Here is a 20,978-nt window from a genome sequence, read left to right as displayed (position 1 = left end):
CCCACCTTGGGCCTGGAGTTTGCGCGCCAGAAGAAAAAGTTTTTTATCGCTAAATGATATAGTTATAGCATGTGACAGTCTCAGGCAGGTATCTCTATCAACCTTTCAAAAACAGGCTCTGCGTGACAGGGGTTGTTTTTGCAGTAAAGCTCAGATAGTATTTTGTTATGTTATAACAATACATGAAGGCCAGAGATGAAACCGAATATCCATCCAACCTATCGCACCGTTGTGTTTCACGACACCACGGCGAATGAATACTTTAAAGTCGGCTCAACAATTAAGACAGACCGTGAAATTGAGCTGGAGGGGAAAACGTATCCCTACGTTACCCTTGATGTCTCCTCTAAATCACATCCGTTTTATACCGGGAAGCAGAAGACCTTCTCGACGGATGGCAGCGCGGCACGCTTCCGCAAGCGTTTTGGTGGCTTTCTTGATGCGAAGCGAGGCTAATCATGCAGGTGCTGAACTCATTGCGCAGTGCAAAACAGCGTCACCCGGATTGCCAGATAGTCAAACGCAAGGGACGCTTATACGTGATTTGCAAATCTAACCCGCGCTTTAAGGCGGTGCAGGGACGTAAAAAAAGACGCTAGACGCGCGTCTCTCGCCAGCTTTCCAGGGATCTTTTCTGTTTGCCATCGGCGGTAAAATTGTCGGTGGCAAGCCAGCTTTCAAACGCGCTCGCCAGCGCTGGCCACTCTTTGTCGAGAATTGAAAACCAGTCGGTGTCCCGGTTTCGGCCTTTAATGACCAGCGCCTGGCGAAAACGCCCTTCAAACTGAAAGCCCAGACGCAGAGCCGCTTTGCGGGATGGTTCGTTCAGGCTGTTGCACTTCCATTCATAACGCCGGTAGCCCAGGGTATCGAACACGTACCGCATCAGCAGATACTGCGCTTCTGTCGACATGGGCGTGCGACTTAACAGTGACGAGAAGTGAACATGTCCCACTTCCACAACGCCGTTTTTAGGATCGATCCGCATCAGGGACAGCGTCCCGACAGGAGACTGGGTCTGGTTATCGATAACGGTAAAGTGGATGGGATCGGCTAATTCGCTCACGCTCGCCACCCATTCGGCAAACTCCTCTGCGGTGGCATCGGGTTCACGCAGCAGCCACGTCCAGCTTCGGGTATCTCCGGCCAGGGAATACGCAGAGAACAACGCCGGGGCATGCTCCACGCGCAGCGGCTCAAGCCGACAATAGCGACCCTGAAGTATCACCCGGGACGGGTGCGGGCGAGGCTGCCAGTCGAAAAGGCTTTCACCTACAGGTTGTCCAAACTCATTGAATGTATTCATCTTTATTCCCGTCAAATTGAAAAGATCTCCAGATTAATGAATTGCTGGTTCCTTAAAAAGAACCACCAGGCTATGTTTTTCTGGTACCACGAGGAGGAAAGATGAATATACCGGGTGATGAGCTTTACACCTTGCTCCATGCTGCGCTGAAAAAACGTGGGGAAGAGACGCTCCAGCGTGCGCTCTATCTTGCTTTGCGGGAGGCCATACTGTGCGGAAGGCTTCGGTCCGGCAGCCATTTGCCCGGCTCGCGAACGCTGGCGCAGCAGATCTCGGTGTCCCGAAACACCGTCAATGCGGCGCTGGACCAGCTCACGCTCGAAGGTTATTTGCTGCGTAGCCGCCAGGGTACGCGGGTGGGGCAATTCGCTCCTCGGACGATTACCCGGACATTACCGGACCCGGACGTCAGGCTGACAAAACGTGTCGCCCTGCTGCCCGCGCCTGTGCCGCGCGACACCCCGGTGATGGCGTTTACGCCGGGAACGCCTGCCATCAACTATTTCCCCTTACCGCTGTGGCGGCGGTTGTACGATCGTGTTCTGCGCGAGGAGGGAAGCACCCTGTTAGGGTATGGCGACCCGGCCGGCGAGCCGACGCTGCGGGCCGCCGTTGCCCGCCATCTTGCGCTGTCCCGCGGCATTGACTGCGATGCCAGCCAGATTGTGATAACCGAAGGGGCGCTGGAGGGCGTCAATCTGTGCACGATGCTGTTAAGCGAGCCGGGGGATGTTGCCTGGGTGGAAAATCCCGGCTATAGCGGCGCCAAAAGCGCTTTCGTCAAAACCGGCCTGGCGATGACCGGCATACCGGTGGATGACGAGGGGATGTGCTGGGAAGGGCTGTCTGCGCCTTCACCCACGCTGATTTTTACCTCGCCATCGCATCAGTTCCCTTGCGGAAGCGTGCTCAGCGCGCGGCGGCGTCTGGCGCTGCTGGAACTGGCCCGGCAGCACAGCGCGTGGATCATTGAGGATGATTACGACAGCGAATTTCGTTATACCGGTGAGCCCGTCCCGGCGATGCTCGGAATGGTCAACAATGCGCCCGTTGTGTATCTGGGGACGTTCAGCAAAACGCTGTTTCCATCGCTCCGGATGGGGTTCATGGTGTTACCGCCAGCGCTGGCGAAGGCGGCGCGTCCGGCCATCGGCTCGCTGCTGCGCGGCGGGCATCGCGCTGAACAGCGCACCCTGGCGCTGTTTATTGAGGAAGGCCACTATGCACGACATCTTGCCGCCATGCGCCGCCTTTATCGTAAGCGTTACCGCCAGCTGCGGGAGGTGCTGAGCGCAGAGCTTCATACGCCGCACCGTGTTCTTGCCGGGGAAGGGGGAATGCATCTGACGCTGGCAATTGACGGTATCGACGACCAGCGGCTGGTGGAGCAGGCGAGAGCGTTTCAGCTGGCACCCGCTGCGCTGAGCGGGTATTACCTTGAGACGAAGCAGGGGCAAACCGGTCTGGTTTTAGGTTACGGTAATACCTCTGCTTCGCAGTTTGCGCCGGGTATCCGACGTCTTCAGGCGCTCATTACACAGCAGTGGGGCGGGAAAGGGTAAAGACATCATAAAAAGAGAGCTGGCCCTTAGTGATGACCATTTTCTGCAACTTCTCTTTTTGCCCGGCTTCGACGGCCGGCGAGAGCAGGATATTGTCGATCAGCTCCTTCGGCACGTAACGCGTGTTGTACCACTCCCCGTTGTAGCACACGCGGAAATCGAGTACGTCGATATCTTCATACCGGTAACGCGGATTGACGTCGAAAAAGAAAAATGCGTTAAACACCACGAACAGCACAACCAGTAGCCAGACGGAATCGACCAGTGTTTCAGACTTCAGCATGACGATAAGCGTTGCCAGCCAGGCGGCGTACATGGCGACGAACAATCCGGGGTGTTTGCGAATAAAGCTGATGCTAAAACGCGGGCGATTGTCGCGCTTTTCGCGGGTATTGAGATCGTCGATGGTGGCGGTAAGCAGGCGCTGTATCTCTGTCATTTTTTGCCTTTATGATTGTTAAAAATACAGGTGATCTGCCTATTTTATGAGAGGGGTTTATGCGATGAAAGTAACAGTTATGCCAGGAAAAAGCATAACAGTTACTCAGGATGCGCTTAGATCATTTTAATGATTTTCGCCGGATTCCCGCCCACTACCGCATTGGCCGGCACGTCTTTGGTCACTACCGCGCCGGAAGCGATAACCGCATTATCGCCAATGGTCACGCCTGGATTAATCACCGCGCGTCCGCCGATCCAGACATTATCACCAATGGTGACCGGTTTACCGTACTCCAGCCCGCTGTTACGTTCGGTCGCATCCAGAGGATGCGTGGCCGTATAAATGTGCACTCCCGGCGCAAGCATACAGTTATCGCCAATGCGGACAGGGCAGACGTCCAGCATGACGCAATCGAAGTTAGCGTAAAAATTGTTACCCAGATAGATGTTATACCCGTAGTCGCAGCGGAAGCTTGGCTCTATATAGGCACCTTCGCTTTGACCCAGTAGGTCAGCTAATAAGGCGCGACGTTCGGCCTTCTCATCGGGTGCGGTATGGTTATAGCGGTGAACAAGATGACGCGCGCGTAAACGGTCAGCCCTCAGCGTGTCATCGCCAGGGCGGTAATATTCACCTGCAATCATCTTCTGTTTTTCTTCACTCATGGGAACCTCTCTGGAATCGTTTTACGCAGCGTAAAGAGGATTAACCAGAAAGGGAACGTTCCCTAAAAGTGGCTGTGACGGGAGTCACAACATTCTTGCGCATAAATACGTTTTATACGGGAACCTGGCGTTTGCATTTGAAGCGTAATTCGAAAGGTAAATTCAGCTTAACAACGGGCGTAATGCCTTTACAGTCTCTCTTCAACGATTAACGAACAAATTTCCACACCGAAGAGGGGATCTTGTCATACAGTTTATTCATGGTCAGCTCAGCAAGACGATGGTCGGCAGCTGAATAAAATACCGCCAGTTCATTATCAGACAGCTCGTATTTATTTTTCTCAATAACTCGTTCAAGGGTGTCAATTGACTGGCAGCGTCGCAGGCGCATCAAATAATCGACTTTTGTTAATGGTTTATCAGACATAAATTCACCTTAGTAATTGTAATAATTTTAACAGGAAAGACTAACCGGATTAGCTCTGCTGACATTAGTGAAGCAGCGAAATAGACGGTTTCCTGATTTACGCCATTTCTGCAAATCCTGTGCGTTAATGCCGTAGCTGCTGAACAACATAAAGGTGTCGTCCAGGTATTCATCAATTTGCTCTATCAACTTATTATCTTCATTGTACTTAATTTTATAATTAAGTGCGAAGGTGGCGATATGCTCGATCAGCTCGTTAAGCTGTAAATTGATAGCAGACGTTGGATCGTTCACCCAGCCATGGTTACTTTCTTCAAGATTGGCAAGGCAGTCATGGTACAAGGATTCGCAGAGAAATTTCAACTGCGCGATATCATGCCTTTTTGGCGAGTACTCGTCCATAGCGCATCCCCTTCTGAGTGATTTTTTACTCACCGAACATCATGTCGGGATGGATACAACTTGCTTAGCCACACGGGAGCTGTGTTCCTGATAACTCTAACTATAAGCCACTCTGATCAAGATTTCACCGCGCTATTACGAAAAATTACAATTAAATCGTTACTGTTCGAGCCTTTACGCAAATCTACCTTTTGCAGCGAACGCGTTAATCAATAAAAAAAGCCGATTTTTATCGGTTCCTTAAAATTCATTGAGTTAGCGCAAAGTTTCATGTGAAGTCCGAAACCAGATATCTTCAGATATTTTCCATTGCTTAGGAATAGTCCGAATAATTTACGTCACGAAATGATAATAAAAGAATGCTGAGTTCCTGGTGTAAGTTATCGGCCTATTATGATAGGCCTTATTAAAAAAGAGGAAAATAAATAGAAAGGCAATAGGTCTATTTTATGATTTTTTCTGAAAAAGAAAAAGGCCGCAAATGCGGCCTTTTTATCATGTGAAACCGGTATCAGTGATGTTCTACCGAATGATTGTGCTCAACGTCTTCATTCTTACGGCTGAAGCGGCGGCGAACCACCACGAAGAACACCGGTACGAAGAAGATCGCAAGAACGGTCGCGGTTACCATCCCACCCATTACGCCGGTACCTACTGCGTTCTGTGCGCCGGAGCCCGCGCCGGAGCTGATAACCAGCGGCATAACGCCGAGGATAAATGCCAGGGACGTCATCAGGATTGGACGCAAACGCATACGAACGGCTTCCAGCGTTGCTTCAATCAGGCCTTTTCCTTCTTTCTCCATCAGATCTTTGGCGAATTCGACGATTAGTATCGCGTTCTTCGCCGACAAGCCAATGGTTGTCAGCAGGCCCACCTGGAAGTAAACGTCGTTGGTCAGCCCACGGAACGTTGCGGCAAGCAGCGCACCGATAACCCCCAGCGGAACCACCAGCATAACGGAGAATGGAATCGACCAGCTCTCATACAATGCCGCCAGACACAGGAACACCACAATCAGTGAAATGGCGTACAGGGCAGGGGCCTGGTTACCGGACAGACGTTCCTGATAGGACATGCCGGTCCAGTCGTAGCCGACACCCGCAGGCAGTTTGCTGGCCAGTTCTTCCATCAGGTTCATGGCTTCACCGGTGCTTCGGCCCGGCGCTGCCTGACCGAGGATTTCCATCGATGGCAAGCCGTTATAACGCTCCAGACGCGGTGAACCGTATTCCCAGCGCGAGGTTGAGAAGGCGGAGAACGGCACCATCTGGCCATCGCTGCCGCGAACATACCAGTTGTTGATGTCGTTCGGCAGCATACGGTATTGCGCTTCGGACATCACGTAGACTTTCTTCACGCGACCACGGTCGATGAAGTCGTTGACGTAGCTGCCACCCCAGGCTGCACCCAGCGTGGTATTAATGTCGCTGATGGAAACACCCAGCGCCTGCGCTTTTTCCTGGTCGATATCGATCTTGTACTGCGGCGTATCTTCCAGACCGTTAGGGCGAACGCCCACCAGCAGGTCAGGGTGTTTTGCCACCTCGCCAAACAGCTGGTTACGCGCCTGAGTCAGTTTTTCGTGGCCCAGACCGCCCTGGTCAATCAGCTGGAAGTCGAAGCCGGTCGCCGTACCCAGTTCAACAATCGCTGGCAGGTTAAAGGCGAAGACCATCGCATCTTTAATCTGTGAGAAGGTGCCCATCGCGCGGCCGGTAATGGCTTCTACCTTGTTCTCTGCGCCCGGACGTTCAGACCAGTCTTTCAGAGAAACGAAGGCGATACCGGTGTTCTGACCACGACCCGCGAAGCCAAAGCCGTTAACCGCAAACACGGATTCGACGTTGTCTTTCTCTTTGGTCAGGAAGTAGTCGGTCATCTCATCCAGCACCTTTTGCGTACGCTCTTGCGTCGCACCGGCCGGAAGCTGAGCCATACTCAGGAACACGCCCTGGTCTTCATCTGGCAGGAACGAGCTTGGCAGACGAACGAACAGGAAAGCCATGCCCACCACGATGATGATATAGAGCAGCAGGTAACGACCGGTGCTGCGCAGGATGTTACCCACGCTGTCGGTGTAGTGGTGCGTACTCTTATCAAACATGCGGTTGAACCAGCCGAAGAAGCCTTTATGCTCGCCGTGACCGCCTTTCTGAATCGGCTTCAGCATGGTCGCACACAGGGCTGGCGTCAGAATCAACGCTACCAGTACCGACAGCGCCATCGCCGAAACAATGGTGATGGAGAACTGACGGTAAATCGCACCGGTAGAGCCGCCAAAGAAGGCCATCGGGATAAATACCGCAGACAGTACCATCGCGATACCGACCAGCGCGCCCTGGATCTGGCCCATTGATTTACGGGTTGCTTCCTTCGGCGGCAGGCCTTCTTCCGCCATGACACGCTCGACGTTTTCGACCACCACGATGGCGTCATCCACCAGCAGGCCGATGGCAAGCACCATCCCGAACATCGTCAGGGTGTTTATCGAGTAGCCAAATATCGCCAGCACCGCGAAGGTCCCGAGCAGTACAACCGGCACGGCGATGGTTGGGATCAGCGTTGCGCGGAAGTTTTGCAGGAACAGGTACATCACCAGGAAGACGAGAATGATCGCCTCAACCAGGGTTTTCACCACTTCGTGAATCGAAATTTTAACGAATGGCGTGGTGTCATACGGATAAACGATTTTCAGACCTGACGGGAAGAACGGTTCCATCTTCTTCAGTTCTGCACGGATAGCCGTCGCGGTGTCCAGGGCGTTCGCGCCCGTCGCCAGTTTGATACCCAGACCGGAAGCCGGTTTACCGTTGAACTTCGCAATGATGTCGTAGTTCTCACCGCCCAGCTCAACCTTCGCCACGTCACGCAGGCGAACCTGCGAACCGTCCTGATTCACCTTCAGCAGAATTTTGCTGAACTCATCGGCGGAGGTCAGACGCGTTTGCGCGATGATCGACGCGTTAAGCTGCTGGCCTTTCACTGGCGGTGTACCACCCAACTGACCGGCGGCAACCTGGGCGTTCTGCGCTTTAATTGCGCTGATCACGTCAACCGGCGTCAGCTGGAAGTTGTTCAGTTTATTCGGATCCATCCAGATACGCATCGCGTACTGGGAACCGAACAGTTGAACGTCACCCACACCAGACGTACGGCTGATGGCGTCCTTCATGTTGGCGCCCACGTAGTCGGAAATATCCTCCTGCGTCATGGTGCCGTTGGTGTTGATCACGCCGACAACCATCAGGAAGCTACTGGACGATTTCTCGACGCTCACGCCCTGCTGTTGTACTTCCTGCGGCAGCAGAGGCATCGCCAGCTGCAATTTGTTCTGCACCTGAACCTGTGCAATGTCCGCATCCGTACCGGATTCAAAGGTAAGGGTGATCTGAACCGTACCGGTTGAGTCACTGTTTGAGGACATGTACATCAGGTTATCGATACCGTTCATGTTCTGTTCGATAACCTGCGTAACGGTATCCTGCACCGTTTTGGCATCAGCGCCCGGGTAGGTTGCGGAGATCGTCACTGCCGGCGGCGCAATCGTTGGATATTGCGCGACAGGCAGCTTCAGGATCGCAAGTCCCCCGGCCAGCATGATGATTATGGCGATCACCCACGCAAATATGGGGCGATCGATAAAGAAATTAGGCATGTCTTAACGGCTCCTGTTTAAGTTAAGACTTGGTTTGTTCTGACTGGCCAGCGGCCGACGCTTGTTGTTTGTCGTCAGATTTCACTTCCTGAGCTTTGACCTGCGCACCAGGACGAACTTTTTGCAAACCAGTAATAATTACGCGATCGCCATCTTTCAGACCTTCCGTTACCAGCCACTTGTCACCAATCGCCTGCGTTGCAGTGATATTGCGCGTTTCGACTTTGTTATCGGCACCCACAACCAGTGCGCTCGCATCGCCGCGTGGCGTACGGGTCACACCTTGCTGAGGAACCAGAATGGCGCTTGGGTTAGTCCCTTCCTCAAGACGGGCGCGTACGAACATACCCGGCAGCAGGGTTTTATCCGGATTCGGGAAAATGGCCCGGATGGTGATAGAGCCGGTGGTCTGATCGACGGTCACATCAGAAAATTCCAGTGTGCCAGTCTGTGAGAACTTGATACCGTCGTTGGTAACCAGTTCCACTTTGGCTTTACCGTTTTCCTGTTTCAGGGTGCCGTTAGCCAGCTCCTGTTTGAGACGCAGGAAATCGTTGCTGGACTGGGTGACGTCAACGTAGATCGGGTCAAGCTGCTGCACGGTGGCCAGCGCGTTGGTTTGACCGTTCTGCACCAGCGCACCTTCGGTGACGGCAGATTTACCAATGCGACCACTGATAGGGGAGGTCACTTTGGTGTAAGCCAGGTTAATACGCGCGGTTTCTACCGCCGCTTTCGCCGCCACAACGGCTGCGTTGGCTTGCTGTGCATCGGCCAGGGCAGAATCGTAATCCTGTTGGCTGATGTACTGCGTGCCGAGCAGTTTCTTGTAACGATTCAACGTCAGCTGCGAGATTTTGGCTGCCGCTTCGGCTTTAGCCAGATCGCCCTTAGCGCTCTCATAAGACGCCTGATAGGTTGCTGGATCAATCTGATACAGAGACTCGCCTGCCTTGACATCACCGCCTTCGGTGAAGTTACGTTTCAGGATGATACCGCTCACCTGCGGACGCACTTCCGCAATGCGGTAGGCGCTGGTGCGGCCCGGTAGTTCTGTTGTCATCTGGAGAGGTTCGGATTTGAGCGTCACGACGCCAACTTCTGGCACCTGCTGAGCTCCTTGTTGAGCCTGTTTGTCGTCACATCCTGTAAGCGCTAAGCTGCCTGAGAGCATCAGAACGACCGCCAGAGGCGTTAACCCTCTGTTTTTGTTCATATGTAAACCTCGAGTGTCCGATTTCAAATTGATCAAGGGTCCTGAGTCTAAAACCCATTGCTGCGTTTATATTATCGTCATGCTATGGTACATACATTCATAAATGTATGTAAATCTGACTCCTGTAAATTCATCAACGTATGGCACGAAAAACCAAACAACAAGCGCTGGAAACCCGACAACACATTCTGGATGTGGCAATGCGTTTGTTCTCACAGCAGGGTGTTTCGGCAACCTCGCTGGCACAGATTGCTCAGGCCGCGGGCGTCACGCGGGGAGCGATTTACTGGCATTTCAAAGACAAGTCCGATCTGTTTGGTGAAATCTGGGAGCTTTCAGAGTCCAGCATTAGCGATCTTGAGAGTGAGTATCGGGCAAAATTCCCTCACGATCCACTCTCAGTGTTAAGAGAAATTCTAGTATATATCCTTGAAGCGACGGTTGTTGAAGAGCGTCGTCGTCTGATGATGGAAATCATCTTCCATAAATGTGAGTTCGTTGGTGAAATGGCGGTGGTTCAGCAGGCGCAGCGCGACCTGTGTCTGGAAAGCTACGATCGCATCGAACAGGTCCTCACGGAGTGCATGCAGGCCAAAATGCTTCCTGCCACATTACTCACCCGCCGGGCGGCGATCCTGATGCGAAGCTATATTTCCGGCCTGATGGAAAACTGGCTTTTTGCTCCGGAGTCGTTCGATCTCAGATCAGAGGCGCGCAGCTACGTCGAAATTTTTCTTGAGATGTGCCAGCTCTGTCCGACCCTTCAAAGTAAACATAGCCCGCGCTCTGCCTGATCGGGCATGGGAAAAATCGTAGACCCTTTCCGTCGTACTATTCTGCTTCAGCCGGGCGTGATATCCTTCATGCCCGACTATTTCCGGTCATTTCTCACATCACATTCACAACTATGCTGCACATCAATCGCTCGCAACATCCTGTTCTGGCCCTGTTTTTGATCCTGCTGTTTTACTTTGCAGCCGCGCCGCTTTCATGGGCCCGTGCAGACAATGGCAGTGACATTCCCACGCGTGCTGATGTTCAGTCGCAACTCGACACCCTGAATAAGCAAAAAGATCTCTCCGCCCAGGAAAAACTCGTTCAGCAGGATCTGACGGAAACCCTGGAAACGCTGGACAAGATCGATCGCATCAAAGCCGAAACAGCCCAGCTACGGCAGAAGGTCGCTCAGGCGCCGGAGAACATGCGTAAGGCAACGGAGGCGCTGAGTGCGCTCAGCGACGTCGATAACGACGATGAAACCCGAAAAACGCTTGCCACGCTGTCGTTGCGCCAGCTTGAGTCGCGCGTGGCGCAGCTGCTGGACGATCTGCAAACGGCGCAGTCCGATCTCTCAACCTACAACAGCCAGCTGGTTTCGCTGCAAACCCAGCCTGAGCGCGTGCAGAACGCCATGTACTCGGCGTCGCAACAGCTACAGCAGATACGTAACCGTCTGAATGGCATCACCGTGGGGGAAGGGGCGCTTCGTCCCAGCCAGCAAACGCTGTTGAACATCCAGCAGACGCTGCTAAACGCGGAGATTGAACAGCAGCGTAAGAGCCTGGAAGGCAACACGGTGCTACAGGATGCGCTGCAAAAACAGCGTGACTACGTGACCGCGAATATCAACCGGCTTGAGCATCAGCTTCAGCTGTTGCAGGAAGCGGTGAACAGCAAGCGCCTGACGCTGACTGAAAAAACGGCGCAGGAAGCGGTTTCGCCAGACGAGACGGCCCGTATTCAGGCCAACCCGCTGGTGAAGCAGGAGCTGGAGATTAACCACCAGCTGAGCGAGCGTCTGATTCAGGCGACTGAAAACGGCAGCGCGCTGGTGCAGCAAAATATTAAGGTCAAAAACTGGCTGGATCGCGCTTTGCAGGCCGAGCGCAACGTCAAGGAGCAGATTGCCGTCCTGAAGGGCAGCCTGCTGCTGTCGCGCATTCTCTACCAGCAACAGCAGACGCTGCCTTCCGCCGACGAGCTGGAAGACATGACCAACCGCATTGCGGATTTGCGTCTTGAACAGTTTGACGTTAACCAGCAGCGCGATGCGCTATTTCAGAGCGATACCTTCGTTGCCAAAGTGGAAGAGGGCCATTCAGGTGAAGTGAACGCTGAAGTTCACGACGCGCTGTTGCAGGTGGTGGACATGCGCCGCGAATTGCTCGATCAGCTTAACAAGCAGCTGGGCAACCAGCTGATGATGGCGATTAACCTGCAAATCAACCAGCAGCAGCTGGTGAGCGTTTCTAAAAGCCTCCAGGAGATCCTGACCCAGCAGATTTTCTGGGTGAACAGCAATAAACCCATGGACTGGGACTGGTTTAAATCTTTCCCGGAAACGCTGAAATCCCAGATCAAAAGCATGAAAATTACCGTGAACTGGGAGAAAGCCTGGCCTGCGGTGATGATCGCCTTCCTGACGGGGCTGCCTTTGCTGCTCATCGCTGGCGTCATACGCTGGCGTTTGAAATGGCTGAAACAGTACCAGGCGAAGCTGGCCTCGGAAGTGGGGCAACTGCGTAACGACAGCCAGCTGCACACCCCGAAAGCGATCCTGATCGATCTGATCCGTGCTCTGCCGGTCTGCCTGTTGATACTCGCCGTGGGCCTGATCCTGCTGACCATGCAGCTGAATATCAGCGATCTGCTGTGGGCGTTCAGCAAGAAGCTGGCGCTGTTCTGGCTGGTGTTTGGTCTGTGCTGGAAAGTGCTGGAAAAAGATGGCGTCGCCGTCCGCCACTTCAACATGCCGGAAAAACTCACCAGCCACTGGCGTCGCCAGATTGTGCGCATCAGCCTCGCGCTGCTGCCGCTGCACTTCTGGTCAGTTGTGGCGGAGCTTTCCCCGCTGCACCTGATGGATGACGTGCTGGGGCAACTGGTGATTATGCTGAACCTGCTGCTGATTGCCGTTCTGATGTGGCCAATGTGCCGCGACAGCTGGCGGGATAAAGAGTCCCACAATCTTCGTCTGGCTACCGTAACGGTACTGGCGATCATTCCTCTGGCGCTGATGGTGCTGACGGCGACGGGTTACTTCTATACCACGCTGCGTCTTTCCGGCCGCTGGATCGAAACGGTTTATCTGGTGATTGTATGGAACCTGCTGTTCCAGACCGTGCTGCGTGGTTTGAGCGTGGCGGCGCGCCGCATTGCTTATCGTCGTGCTGTTGCCCGTCGGCAGCATCAGGTGAAAGAGGGGGCTGAAGGGGCAGAGCCGCAGGAAGAGCCGACCATTGCTCTGGAGCAGGTTAACCAGCAAACGATGCGTATTACCATGCTGGTGATGATCGCCCTGTTTGCGGTGATGTTCTGGGCAATCTGGTCTGATTTAATTACCGTCTTCGCCTACCTCGACAGTATCACGCTCTGGCAATACAACGGTACCGAAGCGGGCGCTGCGGTAATGAAAAGCGTCACCATGGGCAGCCTGCTCTTTGCGCTGGTGTCGTCAGTGGTTGCCTGGGCGTTGATCCGCAACCTGCCGGGTCTGCTGGAAGTGCTGGTGCTCTCAAGGCTGAATCTGCGTCAGGGGGCGTCGTACGCCATTACCACCATCCTGAACTACGTCATTATTATTGTCGGGGCGATGACGGTATTCGGCTCGCTGGGCGTCTCGTGGGATAAACTCCAGTGGCTGGCGGCGGCGTTGTCGGTGGGTCTGGGCTTCGGCTTGCAGGAGATCTTCGGTAACTTTGTCTCTGGCCTGATTATCCTGTTCGAACGTCCGGTGCGTATCGGCGATACCGTCACCATCGGTACTTTCTCCGGGACCGTCAGCAAGATCCGCATTCGTGCGACCACCATTACCGACTTCGATCGTAAAGAGGTGATCATCCCGAACAAAGCGTTTGTGACCGAGCGTCTGATCAACTGGTCGCTCTCGGATACCACCACTCGCGTGGTGATCCGACTCGGGGTGGCCTATGGCTCGGATCTGGACAAGGTGAAAGAGGTACTGCTGAAGGCGGCAGCTGACCATCCAAAAGTGATGCACGATCCTGCGCCAGCGGTATTCTTCACCACCTTCGGGCCGAGCACTTTGGATCATGAGCTGCGCCTGTACGTACGCGAACTGCGCGATCGCAGCTACACCGTCGATGAGCTGAACCGCACCATTGACCGTCTGTGTCGTGAAAACGATATTAATATCGCCTTTAACCAGCTTGAGGTTCATCTGCGCAACGAGAAAGGCGATGAGCATACGGAAGTGAAGCGCGAGATTAAGGGGGACGACCCTCACCCTAACCCTCTCCCTTGAAGGGAGAGGGAATAATCTGGTGCGGGCTGCTTTTACCCTCTCCCCTCAGGGGAGAGGGCAGGGTGAGGGGGTAATTTTCCCTCAAAATCCCGCCGCACAATCTCCAGCGCTTTCAGCACCGTCTCCGCCGGGATCTCGTGATTCTCCAGCAGCATAATTAAATCGACGGCCAGCTTGACCTCGTCGGGGGCATTTTCCAGTGACATCAGTGGCTCCTGTTAACGGGTCAGGCGTTCAATGACGCGTTCAATCTCATCCAGCGCCTGACGGCAGCGGACGATGCGGCCTTCCAGCGCGCTGATTTCACGCATTAATAACTGCTGCTCTTCCAGCGTTTCGCTGGTGTTCAGGCGGGCTTCGCGCTCGCGCTTCATCTCAAACAGACGGCGCTCAAACTCCTGGTTCTCCAGCCGCTTGCGCTGCCATTTACCGAGCCCCGGCGAGGCGCTGTCCCACGCCCGTAACGGCCAGGCGGCGATTTCCCGGTGCAGGGCGGTGATCTGCTCGGTAAGATGCTCCGCAAGCCACGCGACCTGTTCCTGCTGTTCACTCTCAACCGCGTGACGAAGCTCGTCGAGATTGGTCTGCGCTTCAGCAAGATAATCCTCAATGACGGTGCTGCGGGTGCGGAAGAGCTGCCGGTCAAAGCGCGGTTTCAGCGTGGCGTGGCCCATCAACGGCGTGGCCTGCGCCCGCAGCGCGATCAGCTGATTTTGCAGCCTCTCAAGAAGCAGTGCTGTTTTCAAGGCGCTCTCCAGTGGTAAAGTAGCCGTTCAGTTTGATAACGATTCGCATTATGCAGCGTACTATTTTAATCATCATTGGCTGGCTCGCGGTAGTGCTGGGCACGCTGGGTGTGGTTTTACCCTTGCTGCCGACCACCCCGTTTATCCTGTTGGCCGCCTGGTGCTTCGCCCGCTCGTCGCCGCGTTTTCACCACTGGCTTCTGTACCGCTCGTGGTTTGGCGGCTACCTGCGGCACTGGCAAAAACACCGGGCCATGCCGCCCGGGGCTAAGCCGCGCGCCATTGCCTTCATCCTGATCACCTTCGCCGTCTCGTTATGGCTGGTGAAAATGATGTGGGTGCGCATTCTGCTGCTGGCGATCCTGGTTTGCCTGCTGATCTTTATGTGGCGGATCCCCGTGGTTGATGAAAAGCAACAAAAGCACTGAAGCCTCATCATGGCGGTTGCAATTATGGCGCACAGCCAGTAAATTCGACCGTTTTCGAGCACAGGTGCGCCTGGTCAAAGGTTAAACAACTGTTACTTTGACCGACTCGTCGCGCGCCGTGAGTAACACTGTTTCATTTAGGCACAAACCGATGACCGCAACTGCACAGCAGCTTGAATATCTGAAAAATAGCATCAAAAGTATCCAGGACTATCCAAAACCTGGCATTCTTTTCCGCGATGTCACCAGCTTGCTGGAAGACCCGAAAGCGTACGCCCTCAGCATTGAACTGCTGGTTGAGCGTTATAAAAACGCCGGGATCACCAAAGTAGTAGGTACTGAAGCCCGTGGCTTCCTGTTTGGCGCACCGGTTGCGCTGGCGATGGGCGTGGGTTTTGTGCCGGTGCGTAAACCGCGCAAACTGCCGCGTGAAACCATTGCTGAGAGCTATGAACTGGAATACGGCACCGATCAGCTGGAAATTCACGTTGATGCCATCAAGCCAGGCGACAAAGTGCTGGTGGTGGACGATCTGCTGGCAACCGGCGGCACCATCGAAGCGACCGTGAAGCTGATCCGTCGTCTGGGCGGGGAAGTGACCGACGCGGCATTCATCATCAACCTGTTCGATCTCGGCGGCGAGCAGCGCCTGGAAAAACAGGGTATTACCAGCTACAGCCTGGTGCCATTCCCGGGACATTAATCCCGTATCTCACAACCTCGCTCAATGGGTGAGGTTGTGATAGCATTCCCCTCCATTAATTCACCTTCCAGCGTTGCAGAGCCTGCCCATGAGTTATCAGGTGTTAGCCCGTAAATGGCGACCACAAACCTTTGCTGACGTTGTCGGTCAGGAACATGTGCTGACGGCCCTGGCGAACGGCTTGTCGCTAGGTCGCATCCATCACGCCTATCTTTTTTCCGGCACCCGCGGCGTCGGTAAAACCTCTATTGCCCGTCTGCTGGCAAAAGGTCTGAACTGCGAAACCGGGATCACCGCCACCCCGTGCGGCGTGTGCGACAACTGTCGTGAGATCGAGCAGGGGCGTTTTGTCGATCTGATCGAGATCGACGCCGCCTCGCGCACCAAAGTGGAAGACACCCGCGATCTGCTCGACAACGTGCAGTACGCCCCGGCGCGCGGCCGCTTCAAGGTCTATCTGATCGATGAAGTGCACATGCTGTCGCGCCACAGCTTCAACGCCCTGCTGAAAACGCTGGAAGAGCCGCCTGCGCATGTCAAATTCCTGCTGGCGACCACCGATCCGCAAAAGCTGCCGGTCACGATCCTCTCGCGCTGCCTGCAGTTCCATCTGAAGGCGCTCGACGTTGAGCAGATCCGCGCTCAGCTTGAGCATATCCTCGATGAAGAGAACATTGTCCATGAACCGCGTGCGCTGCAACTGCTGGCCCGTGCCGCGGACGGCAGCCTGCGCGATGCGCTGAGCCTGACCGACCAGGCGATTGCCAGCGGTGACGGTAAACTCTCCACCGACGCGGTCAGCACTATGCTCGGCACGCTGGATGACGATCAGGCGCTGTCGCTTATTGAAGCGATGATTGCCGCCAACGGTGAGCGAGTGATGGCGCTCGTCAACGACGCTGCTGCCCGTGGCATTGAGTGGGAAGCGCTGCTTGTCGAGATGCTCAGCCTGCTGCACCGCGTGGCGATGCTGCAACTGTCTCCGTCGGCCATTGGCGCGGACATGGCGACCATTGAACAGCGGATGCGTGAACTTGCGCGCACCGTGCCGCCGGCTGATGTTCAGCTTTATTATCAGACGCTGCTGATTGGCCGCAAAGAGCTGCCGTTTGCACCGGATCGCCGGATGGGCGTTGAAATGACGCTGCTGCGCGCGCTGGCCTTCCATCCGCGCAAGCCACTGCCGGAGCCGGAAACGCCCCGGCAGTCCTTTGCGCCGGTTGCGCCGACCGCGGTAATGTCACCGCAGCAGGTGCCACCGCAACCGGCATCGCCGCCGCCGCAAAACGTGCCGCTGTCGGATGCCACCAGTTCGGTGCTTGCCGCACGAAGCCAGTTGCAACGTGCGCAGGGAGCAACCAAACCAAAAAAGAGTGAACCGGCAGCGCCTGCAAGAGCGCGGCCGGTGAACAACGCCGCGCTTGAACGACTGGCCTCGGTAACGGAGCGCGTGCAGTCGCGTCCGGCACCGTCCGCGCTCGAGCAAAAAGCCCCGGCGAAAGAAGAGGCATACCGCTGGAAGGCGACCACCGTTGTTGAAACGGTCAAGGAAGTGGTCGCCACGCCAAAAGCGCTGAAAAAGGCGCTGGAGCATGAAAAAACGCCGGAGCTATCCGCGAAGCTCGCGGAAGAGTCCATCGAGCGCGATGCCTGGGCCGCCGAGGTCAGCAAACTGCAACTGCCGAAGCTGGTGGAGCAGGTCGCGCTGAACGCCTGGAAAGAGCAGGACGGTAATCAGGTGCGTCTGCACCTGCGCCCTGGCCAGCGGCACCTCAACTCCCCTGGCGCGCAAAAGGCGCTGGCCGAGGCGCTTACCGCATTACAGGGTGTACCGGTTGAATTGACTATCATTGAAGATGATAATCCGGCGGTGAAAACGCCGCTCGAGTGGCGTCAGGCCATTTATGAAGAGAAGCTCGCGCAGGCGCGCGAGGCGATAATTGCGGATAACAACATCCAGACCCTGCGCCGGTTCTTCGACGCCGATTTGGATGAAGAGAGTATTCGCCCCATTTGATCGTGAGTCTGACTTACGGTTGTAATCCTTAACGTGAAAGAAGAGAGAAGCCTATGTTTGGTGGAAAAGGCGGTCTGGGTGGCCTGATGAAGCAGGCTCAGCAGATGCAGGAAAAAATGCAGAAGATGCAGGAAGAGATCGCTCAGCTGGAAGTCACGGGTGAATCCGGTGCCGGTCTGGTCAAGGTGACCATCAACGGTGCGCATAACTGCCGTCGCGTTGAAATCGACCCGAGCCTGCTCGAAGACGACAAAGAGATGCTGGAAGATCTGGTTGCAGCCGCGTTTAACGATGCCGCTCGCCGTATCGACGAAACCCAGAAAGAGAAAATGGCCTCTGTTTCCAGCGGTATGCAACTGCCGCCGGGCTTTAAGATGCCATTCTGATGCAAACCAGTCCGCTGCTCACGCAGTTAATGGAAGCACTGCGCTGCCTGCCGGGCGTTGGCCCGAAGTCGGCGCAGCGTATGGCGTTTACGCTATTGCAGCGCGACCGCAGCGGCGGGATGCGCCTGGCGCAGGCTCTGACCCGCGCCATGTCAGAAATTGGCCACTGTGCGGATTGCCGGACCTTTACCGAGCAGGACGTATGTAACATCTGCACGAACCCGCGTCGTCAGGAAAACGGTCAGATTTGCGTGGTGGAGAGTCCGGCGGACATCTACGCCATCGAACAAACCGGGCAGTTTTCCGGCCGCTATTTCGTGCTGATGGGGCATCTCTCCCCGCTGGATGGCATCGGCCCGGACGATATTGGTCTCGATCGCCTGGAGCAGCGCCTGGAGTCGGAAACCATCAAAGAGGTGATCCTCGCCACCAACCCGACGGTGGAAGGGGAGGCAACCGCCAACTACATCGCCGAACTGTGCGCGCAGTACGGCGTTGACGCCAGCCGCATCGCCCACGGCGTGCCGGTCGGCGGTGAGCTGGAGATGGTCGACGGCACCACGCTGTCACACTCGCTGGCCGGACGTCACAAGATTATTTTCTGACCAAACGGAGGCTGCGCGCGCGGCCTCCGCTTGAAAATTCCTCCCCTTATCCCCATCTCTCACTCAACGTTTTACAACCCCATTAAATGGCATTGTTGAGGTCGACTTAGATGAAAGGACAAGAAACCCGTGGTTTCCAGTCAGAAGTAAAACAGCTTCTGCACCTGATGATCCATTCCCTGTATTCCAACAAAGAAATCTTCCTGCGTGAGCTGATTTCCAACGCCTCTGATGCGGCGGACAAGCTGCGCTTCCGCGCGCTGTCTAACCCGGATCTGTATGAAGGCGACGGCGAGCTGCGCGTGCGCGTCTCGTTTAATAAAGAGAACCGCACCCTGACCATCGCCGATAACGGCATCGGGATGAACCGCGACGAGGTGATTGACCACCTCGGAACCATCGCCAAATCCGGCACCAAAGCGTTCCTTGAGTCCATGGGCTCTGACCAGGCGAAAGACAGCCAGCTGATCGGTCAGTTCGGCGTAGGCTTCTACTCGGCGTTCATCGTGGCGGACAAAGTCACCGTGCGCACCCGCGCCGCGGGCGACAGCGCCGAGAACGGCGTGCTGTGGGAATCCAAAGGGGAAGGCGAGTACACCGTTGATGACATCACCAAAGCGGATCGCGGCACCGAAATCACCCTGCATCTGCGTGAAGGCGAAGATGATTTCCTGAACGACTGGCGCGTCCGCTCCATCATCAGCAAATATTCCGACCACATCGCTCTGCCGGTTGAGATTGAAAAACAGGAAGAGAAAGACGGCGAAACCGTGGTTTCCTGGGAGAAAATCAACAAGGCGCAGGCGCTGTGGACGCGTAATAAAGCTGAAATTAAAGACGACGAGTACAACGAGTTTTACAAGCACATCGCCCACGACTTCACCGATCCGCTGACCTGGAGCCACAACCGTGTTGAAGGGAAGCAGGAGTACACCAGCCTGCTGTACATCCCGGCGCAGGCGCCGTGGGACATGTGGAACCGCGATCACAAGCACGGCCTGAAGCTGTACGTGCAGCGCGTGTTCATCATGGACGACGCCGAGCAGTTCATGCCGAACTACCTGCGCTTTGTGCGTGGCCTGATAGACTCCAACGATCTGCCGCTGAACGTCTCCCGTGAAATTCTTCAGGACAGCACCGTCACCCGTAACCTGCGCAACGCCCTGACCAAACGTGCGTTGCAGATGCTGGAAAAACTGGCGAAGGACGATGCGGAAAAATACCAGACCTTCTGGAAACAGTTTGGCCTGGTGCTGAAAGAAGGTCCGGCGGAAGATACTGCGAACGTGGAAGCTATCGCTAAACTGCTGCGCTTCGCCTCTACGCACAACGACTCCTCCGCCCAGACCGTGTCGCTGGAAGAGTACGTCTCCCGCATGAAAGAAGGGCAGGAGAAGATCTACTACATCACCGCCGACAGCTATGCGGCAGCGAAGAGCAGCCCGCATCTGGAACTGCTGCGTAAGAAAGGCATCGAAGTGCTGCTGCTGTCTGACCGCATCGACGAGTGGATGATGAACTACCTGACCGAGTTCGACGGTAAATCCTTCCAGTCCGTTGCCAAAGCCGACGAGTCTATCGATAAGCTGGCGGATGAAGTGGACGAGAGCGCGAAAGAAGCCGAGAAGGCGCTGGAGCCGTTCGTTGAGCGCGTTAAAACGCTGCTGGGCGACCGCGTGAAAGAGGTGCGCTTCACGCACCGTCTGACCGATACGCCAGCCATTGTCACCACCGATGCGGACGAAATGAGTACCCAGATGGCGAAACTGTTCGCTGCGGCGGGCCAGGCCGTGCCGGATGTGAAATATATCTTTGAGCTTAATCCGGATCACCCGCTGGTGAAACGCGCGGCGGATATCCAGGACGACGCCCGCTTTGCGGAGTGGGTTGAACTGCTGCTGGATCAGTCCCTGCTGGCCGAGCGCGGTACGCTGGAAGATCCTAACCTGTTCATTAAACGTGTGAATGCGCTGCTGCTGGCGTAATTAAACACCTACCCCTCACCCTGCCCTCTCCCCAAAGGGGAGAGGGTGTTCAAGTTCCCTCTCCCCTTTGGGGAGAGGGTTAGGGTGAGGGGGGATCCACCGCACTAACCAAAATTATCTCCCCCCGTTAACCGTTTCAGCCTTCCCACCTTCCTTGAGCCATACC

Annotated in this window: 20 protein-coding genes and 1 other annotated feature; of the genes, 11 read left to right on the top strand and 9 right to left on the bottom strand. The window is 55.3% G+C overall.

Annotation, left to right across the window (positions count from 1 at the left end; all coding sequences use genetic code 11):
- The first annotated feature begins 195 nt into the window (after nucleotides 1-195).
- Nucleotides 196-456 carry a type B 50S ribosomal protein L31 gene (locus tag ACJTMZ_RS08165; RefSeq protein ID WP_015571255.1) on the top strand — a complete coding sequence of 87 codons (261 nt, stop codon included), beginning with the start codon at nucleotides 196-198 and terminating at the stop codon, nucleotides 454-456.
- Nucleotides 457-458: 2 nt separating this feature from the next.
- Complete coding sequence (gene ykgO, locus ACJTMZ_RS08160; RefSeq protein ID WP_003859006.1) at nucleotides 459-599, top strand: type B 50S ribosomal protein L36; 141 nt, start codon at nucleotides 459-461, stop codon at nucleotides 597-599.
- On the opposite strand, the gene ACJTMZ_RS08155 is transcribed toward ykgO, so the two are convergent.
- On the bottom strand, nucleotides 596-1,306 hold the full coding sequence (locus ACJTMZ_RS08155; protein ID WP_045344589.1) for a GNAT family N-acetyltransferase: 711 nt from the start codon (nucleotides 1,304-1,306) through the stop codon (nucleotides 596-598). The genes ykgO and ACJTMZ_RS08155 overlap by 4 nt on opposite strands.
- Before the next feature lie 101 nt (nucleotides 1,307-1,407).
- On the opposite strand from ACJTMZ_RS08155, the gene ACJTMZ_RS08150 reads away from it, so the two are divergent.
- Entirely contained in the window at nucleotides 1,408-2,868 is a 1,461-nt protein-coding gene (locus ACJTMZ_RS08150; RefSeq protein ID WP_045338269.1) for a PLP-dependent aminotransferase family protein, read from the top strand.
- On the opposite strand, the gene ACJTMZ_RS08145 is transcribed toward ACJTMZ_RS08150, so the two are convergent.
- The 6 genes from ACJTMZ_RS08145 to acrA all read right to left on the bottom strand — a co-directional run bounded on the left by ACJTMZ_RS08145 (nucleotide 2,840) and on the right by acrA (nucleotide 9,678).
- Complete coding sequence (locus ACJTMZ_RS08145; RefSeq protein WP_023296041.1) at nucleotides 2,840-3,307, bottom strand: YlaC family protein; 468 nt, start codon at nucleotides 3,305-3,307, stop codon at nucleotides 2,840-2,842. The two genes, ACJTMZ_RS08150 and ACJTMZ_RS08145, sit on opposite strands and share 29 nt — an antisense overlap.
- Before the next feature lie 116 nt (nucleotides 3,308-3,423).
- Nucleotides 3,424-3,975 carry a maltose O-acetyltransferase gene (maa, locus tag ACJTMZ_RS08140; RefSeq protein ID WP_015571251.1) on the bottom strand — a complete coding sequence of 184 codons (552 nt, stop codon included), beginning with the start codon at nucleotides 3,973-3,975 and terminating at the stop codon, nucleotides 3,424-3,426.
- Between the two features lie 208 nt (nucleotides 3,976-4,183).
- Nucleotides 4,184-4,402, bottom strand: a complete 219-nt coding sequence (locus tag ACJTMZ_RS08135; protein WP_015571250.1) for an HHA domain-containing protein — start codon at nucleotides 4,400-4,402, stop codon at nucleotides 4,184-4,186.
- A 27-nt stretch (nucleotides 4,403-4,429) separates the two neighbouring features.
- A complete protein-coding gene (gene tomB / locus ACJTMZ_RS08130) occupies nucleotides 4,430-4,804 on the bottom strand; it encodes an Hha toxicity modulator TomB (protein ID WP_006809850.1) in 375 nt (124 codons plus the stop codon).
- A gap of 511 nt (nucleotides 4,805-5,315) precedes the next feature.
- Nucleotides 5,316-8,462: a multidrug efflux RND transporter permease subunit AcrB gene (acrB, locus tag ACJTMZ_RS08125; RefSeq protein ID WP_015571248.1), complete on the bottom strand. Its 3,147-nt coding sequence runs from the start codon at nucleotides 8,460-8,462 to the stop codon at nucleotides 5,316-5,318.
- 22 nt (nucleotides 8,463-8,484) lie between these two features.
- Entirely contained in the window at nucleotides 8,485-9,678 is a 1,194-nt protein-coding gene (gene acrA, locus ACJTMZ_RS08120; RefSeq protein ID WP_017694395.1) for a multidrug efflux RND transporter periplasmic adaptor subunit AcrA, read from the bottom strand.
- A gap of 140 nt (nucleotides 9,679-9,818) precedes the next feature.
- On the opposite strand from acrA, the gene acrR reads away from it, so the two are divergent.
- Both acrR and mscK read left to right on the top strand, forming a co-directional pair.
- On the top strand, nucleotides 9,819-10,472 hold the full coding sequence (acrR, locus tag ACJTMZ_RS08115; RefSeq protein WP_193041799.1) for a multidrug efflux transporter transcriptional repressor AcrR: 654 nt from the start codon (nucleotides 9,819-9,821) through the stop codon (nucleotides 10,470-10,472).
- Nucleotides 10,473-10,585: 113 nt separating this feature from the next.
- Complete coding sequence (gene mscK / locus ACJTMZ_RS08110; RefSeq protein WP_252010918.1) at nucleotides 10,586-13,942, top strand: mechanosensitive channel MscK; 3,357 nt, start codon at nucleotides 10,586-10,588, stop codon at nucleotides 13,940-13,942.
- Between the two features lie 32 nt (nucleotides 13,943-13,974).
- Here mscK and rsmS read toward each other — a convergent pair whose 3' ends face one another.
- Complete coding sequence (gene rsmS, locus ACJTMZ_RS08105; RefSeq protein ID WP_023334736.1) at nucleotides 13,975-14,148, bottom strand: pleiotropic regulatory protein RsmS; 174 nt, start codon at nucleotides 14,146-14,148, stop codon at nucleotides 13,975-13,977.
- A gap of 12 nt (nucleotides 14,149-14,160) precedes the next feature.
- Nucleotides 14,161-14,688 carry a primosomal replication protein N'' gene (priC, locus tag ACJTMZ_RS08100; protein ID WP_017383213.1) on the bottom strand — a complete coding sequence of 176 codons (528 nt, stop codon included), beginning with the start codon at nucleotides 14,686-14,688 and terminating at the stop codon, nucleotides 14,161-14,163.
- 50 nt (nucleotides 14,689-14,738) lie between these two features.
- Here priC and ACJTMZ_RS08095 point away from each other — a divergent pair, with 50 nt between their 5' ends.
- The 6 genes from ACJTMZ_RS08095 to htpG all read left to right on the top strand — a co-directional run bounded on the left by ACJTMZ_RS08095 (nucleotide 14,739) and on the right by htpG (nucleotide 20,812).
- Nucleotides 14,739-15,116, top strand: coding sequence for a DUF454 family protein (locus ACJTMZ_RS08095; RefSeq protein ID WP_015571246.1), 378 nt, complete (start codon nucleotides 14,739-14,741; stop codon nucleotides 15,114-15,116).
- 151 nt (nucleotides 15,117-15,267) lie between these two features.
- Nucleotides 15,268-15,819 carry an adenine phosphoribosyltransferase gene (gene apt, locus ACJTMZ_RS08090; protein WP_000127359.1) on the top strand — a complete coding sequence of 184 codons (552 nt, stop codon included), beginning with the start codon at nucleotides 15,268-15,270 and terminating at the stop codon, nucleotides 15,817-15,819.
- Nucleotides 15,820-15,907: 88 nt separating this feature from the next.
- The gene (gene dnaX, locus ACJTMZ_RS08085) at nucleotides 15,908-17,836 is read left to right on the top strand and encodes a DNA polymerase III subunit gamma/tau (RefSeq protein WP_017694393.1); all 1,929 of its coding nucleotides are present in this window, start codon (nucleotides 15,908-15,910) and stop codon (nucleotides 17,834-17,836) included.
- Nucleotides 17,166-17,230, top strand: a sequence feature (DnaX frameshifting element). (Overlaps the previous gene by 65 nt.)
- A 53-nt stretch (nucleotides 17,837-17,889) precedes the next feature.
- A complete protein-coding gene (locus ACJTMZ_RS08080; RefSeq protein ID WP_003858972.1) occupies nucleotides 17,890-18,222 on the top strand; it encodes a YbaB/EbfC family nucleoid-associated protein in 333 nt (110 codons plus the stop codon).
- Entirely contained in the window at nucleotides 18,222-18,827 is a 606-nt protein-coding gene (gene recR / locus ACJTMZ_RS08075; RefSeq protein WP_006809843.1) for a recombination mediator RecR, read from the top strand. The genes ACJTMZ_RS08080 and recR overlap by 1 nt, the downstream gene beginning before the upstream one ends.
- A gap of 110 nt (nucleotides 18,828-18,937) precedes the next feature.
- Nucleotides 18,938-20,812: a molecular chaperone HtpG gene (gene htpG, locus ACJTMZ_RS08070; RefSeq protein WP_252010917.1), complete on the top strand. Its 1,875-nt coding sequence runs from the start codon at nucleotides 18,938-18,940 to the stop codon at nucleotides 20,810-20,812.
- Nucleotides 20,813-20,978: the final 166 nt, after the last annotated feature.

It is taken from the genome of Enterobacter sp. DN (assembly GCF_046054285.1).
In the GTDB taxonomy this organism is placed as follows: Bacteria; Pseudomonadota; Gammaproteobacteria; order Enterobacterales; family Enterobacteriaceae; genus Enterobacter; species Enterobacter hormaechei_C.
The sequence above is the reverse complement of the archived record's forward strand: the minus strand, read 5'-3'. Positions and strand labels throughout refer to the sequence as shown.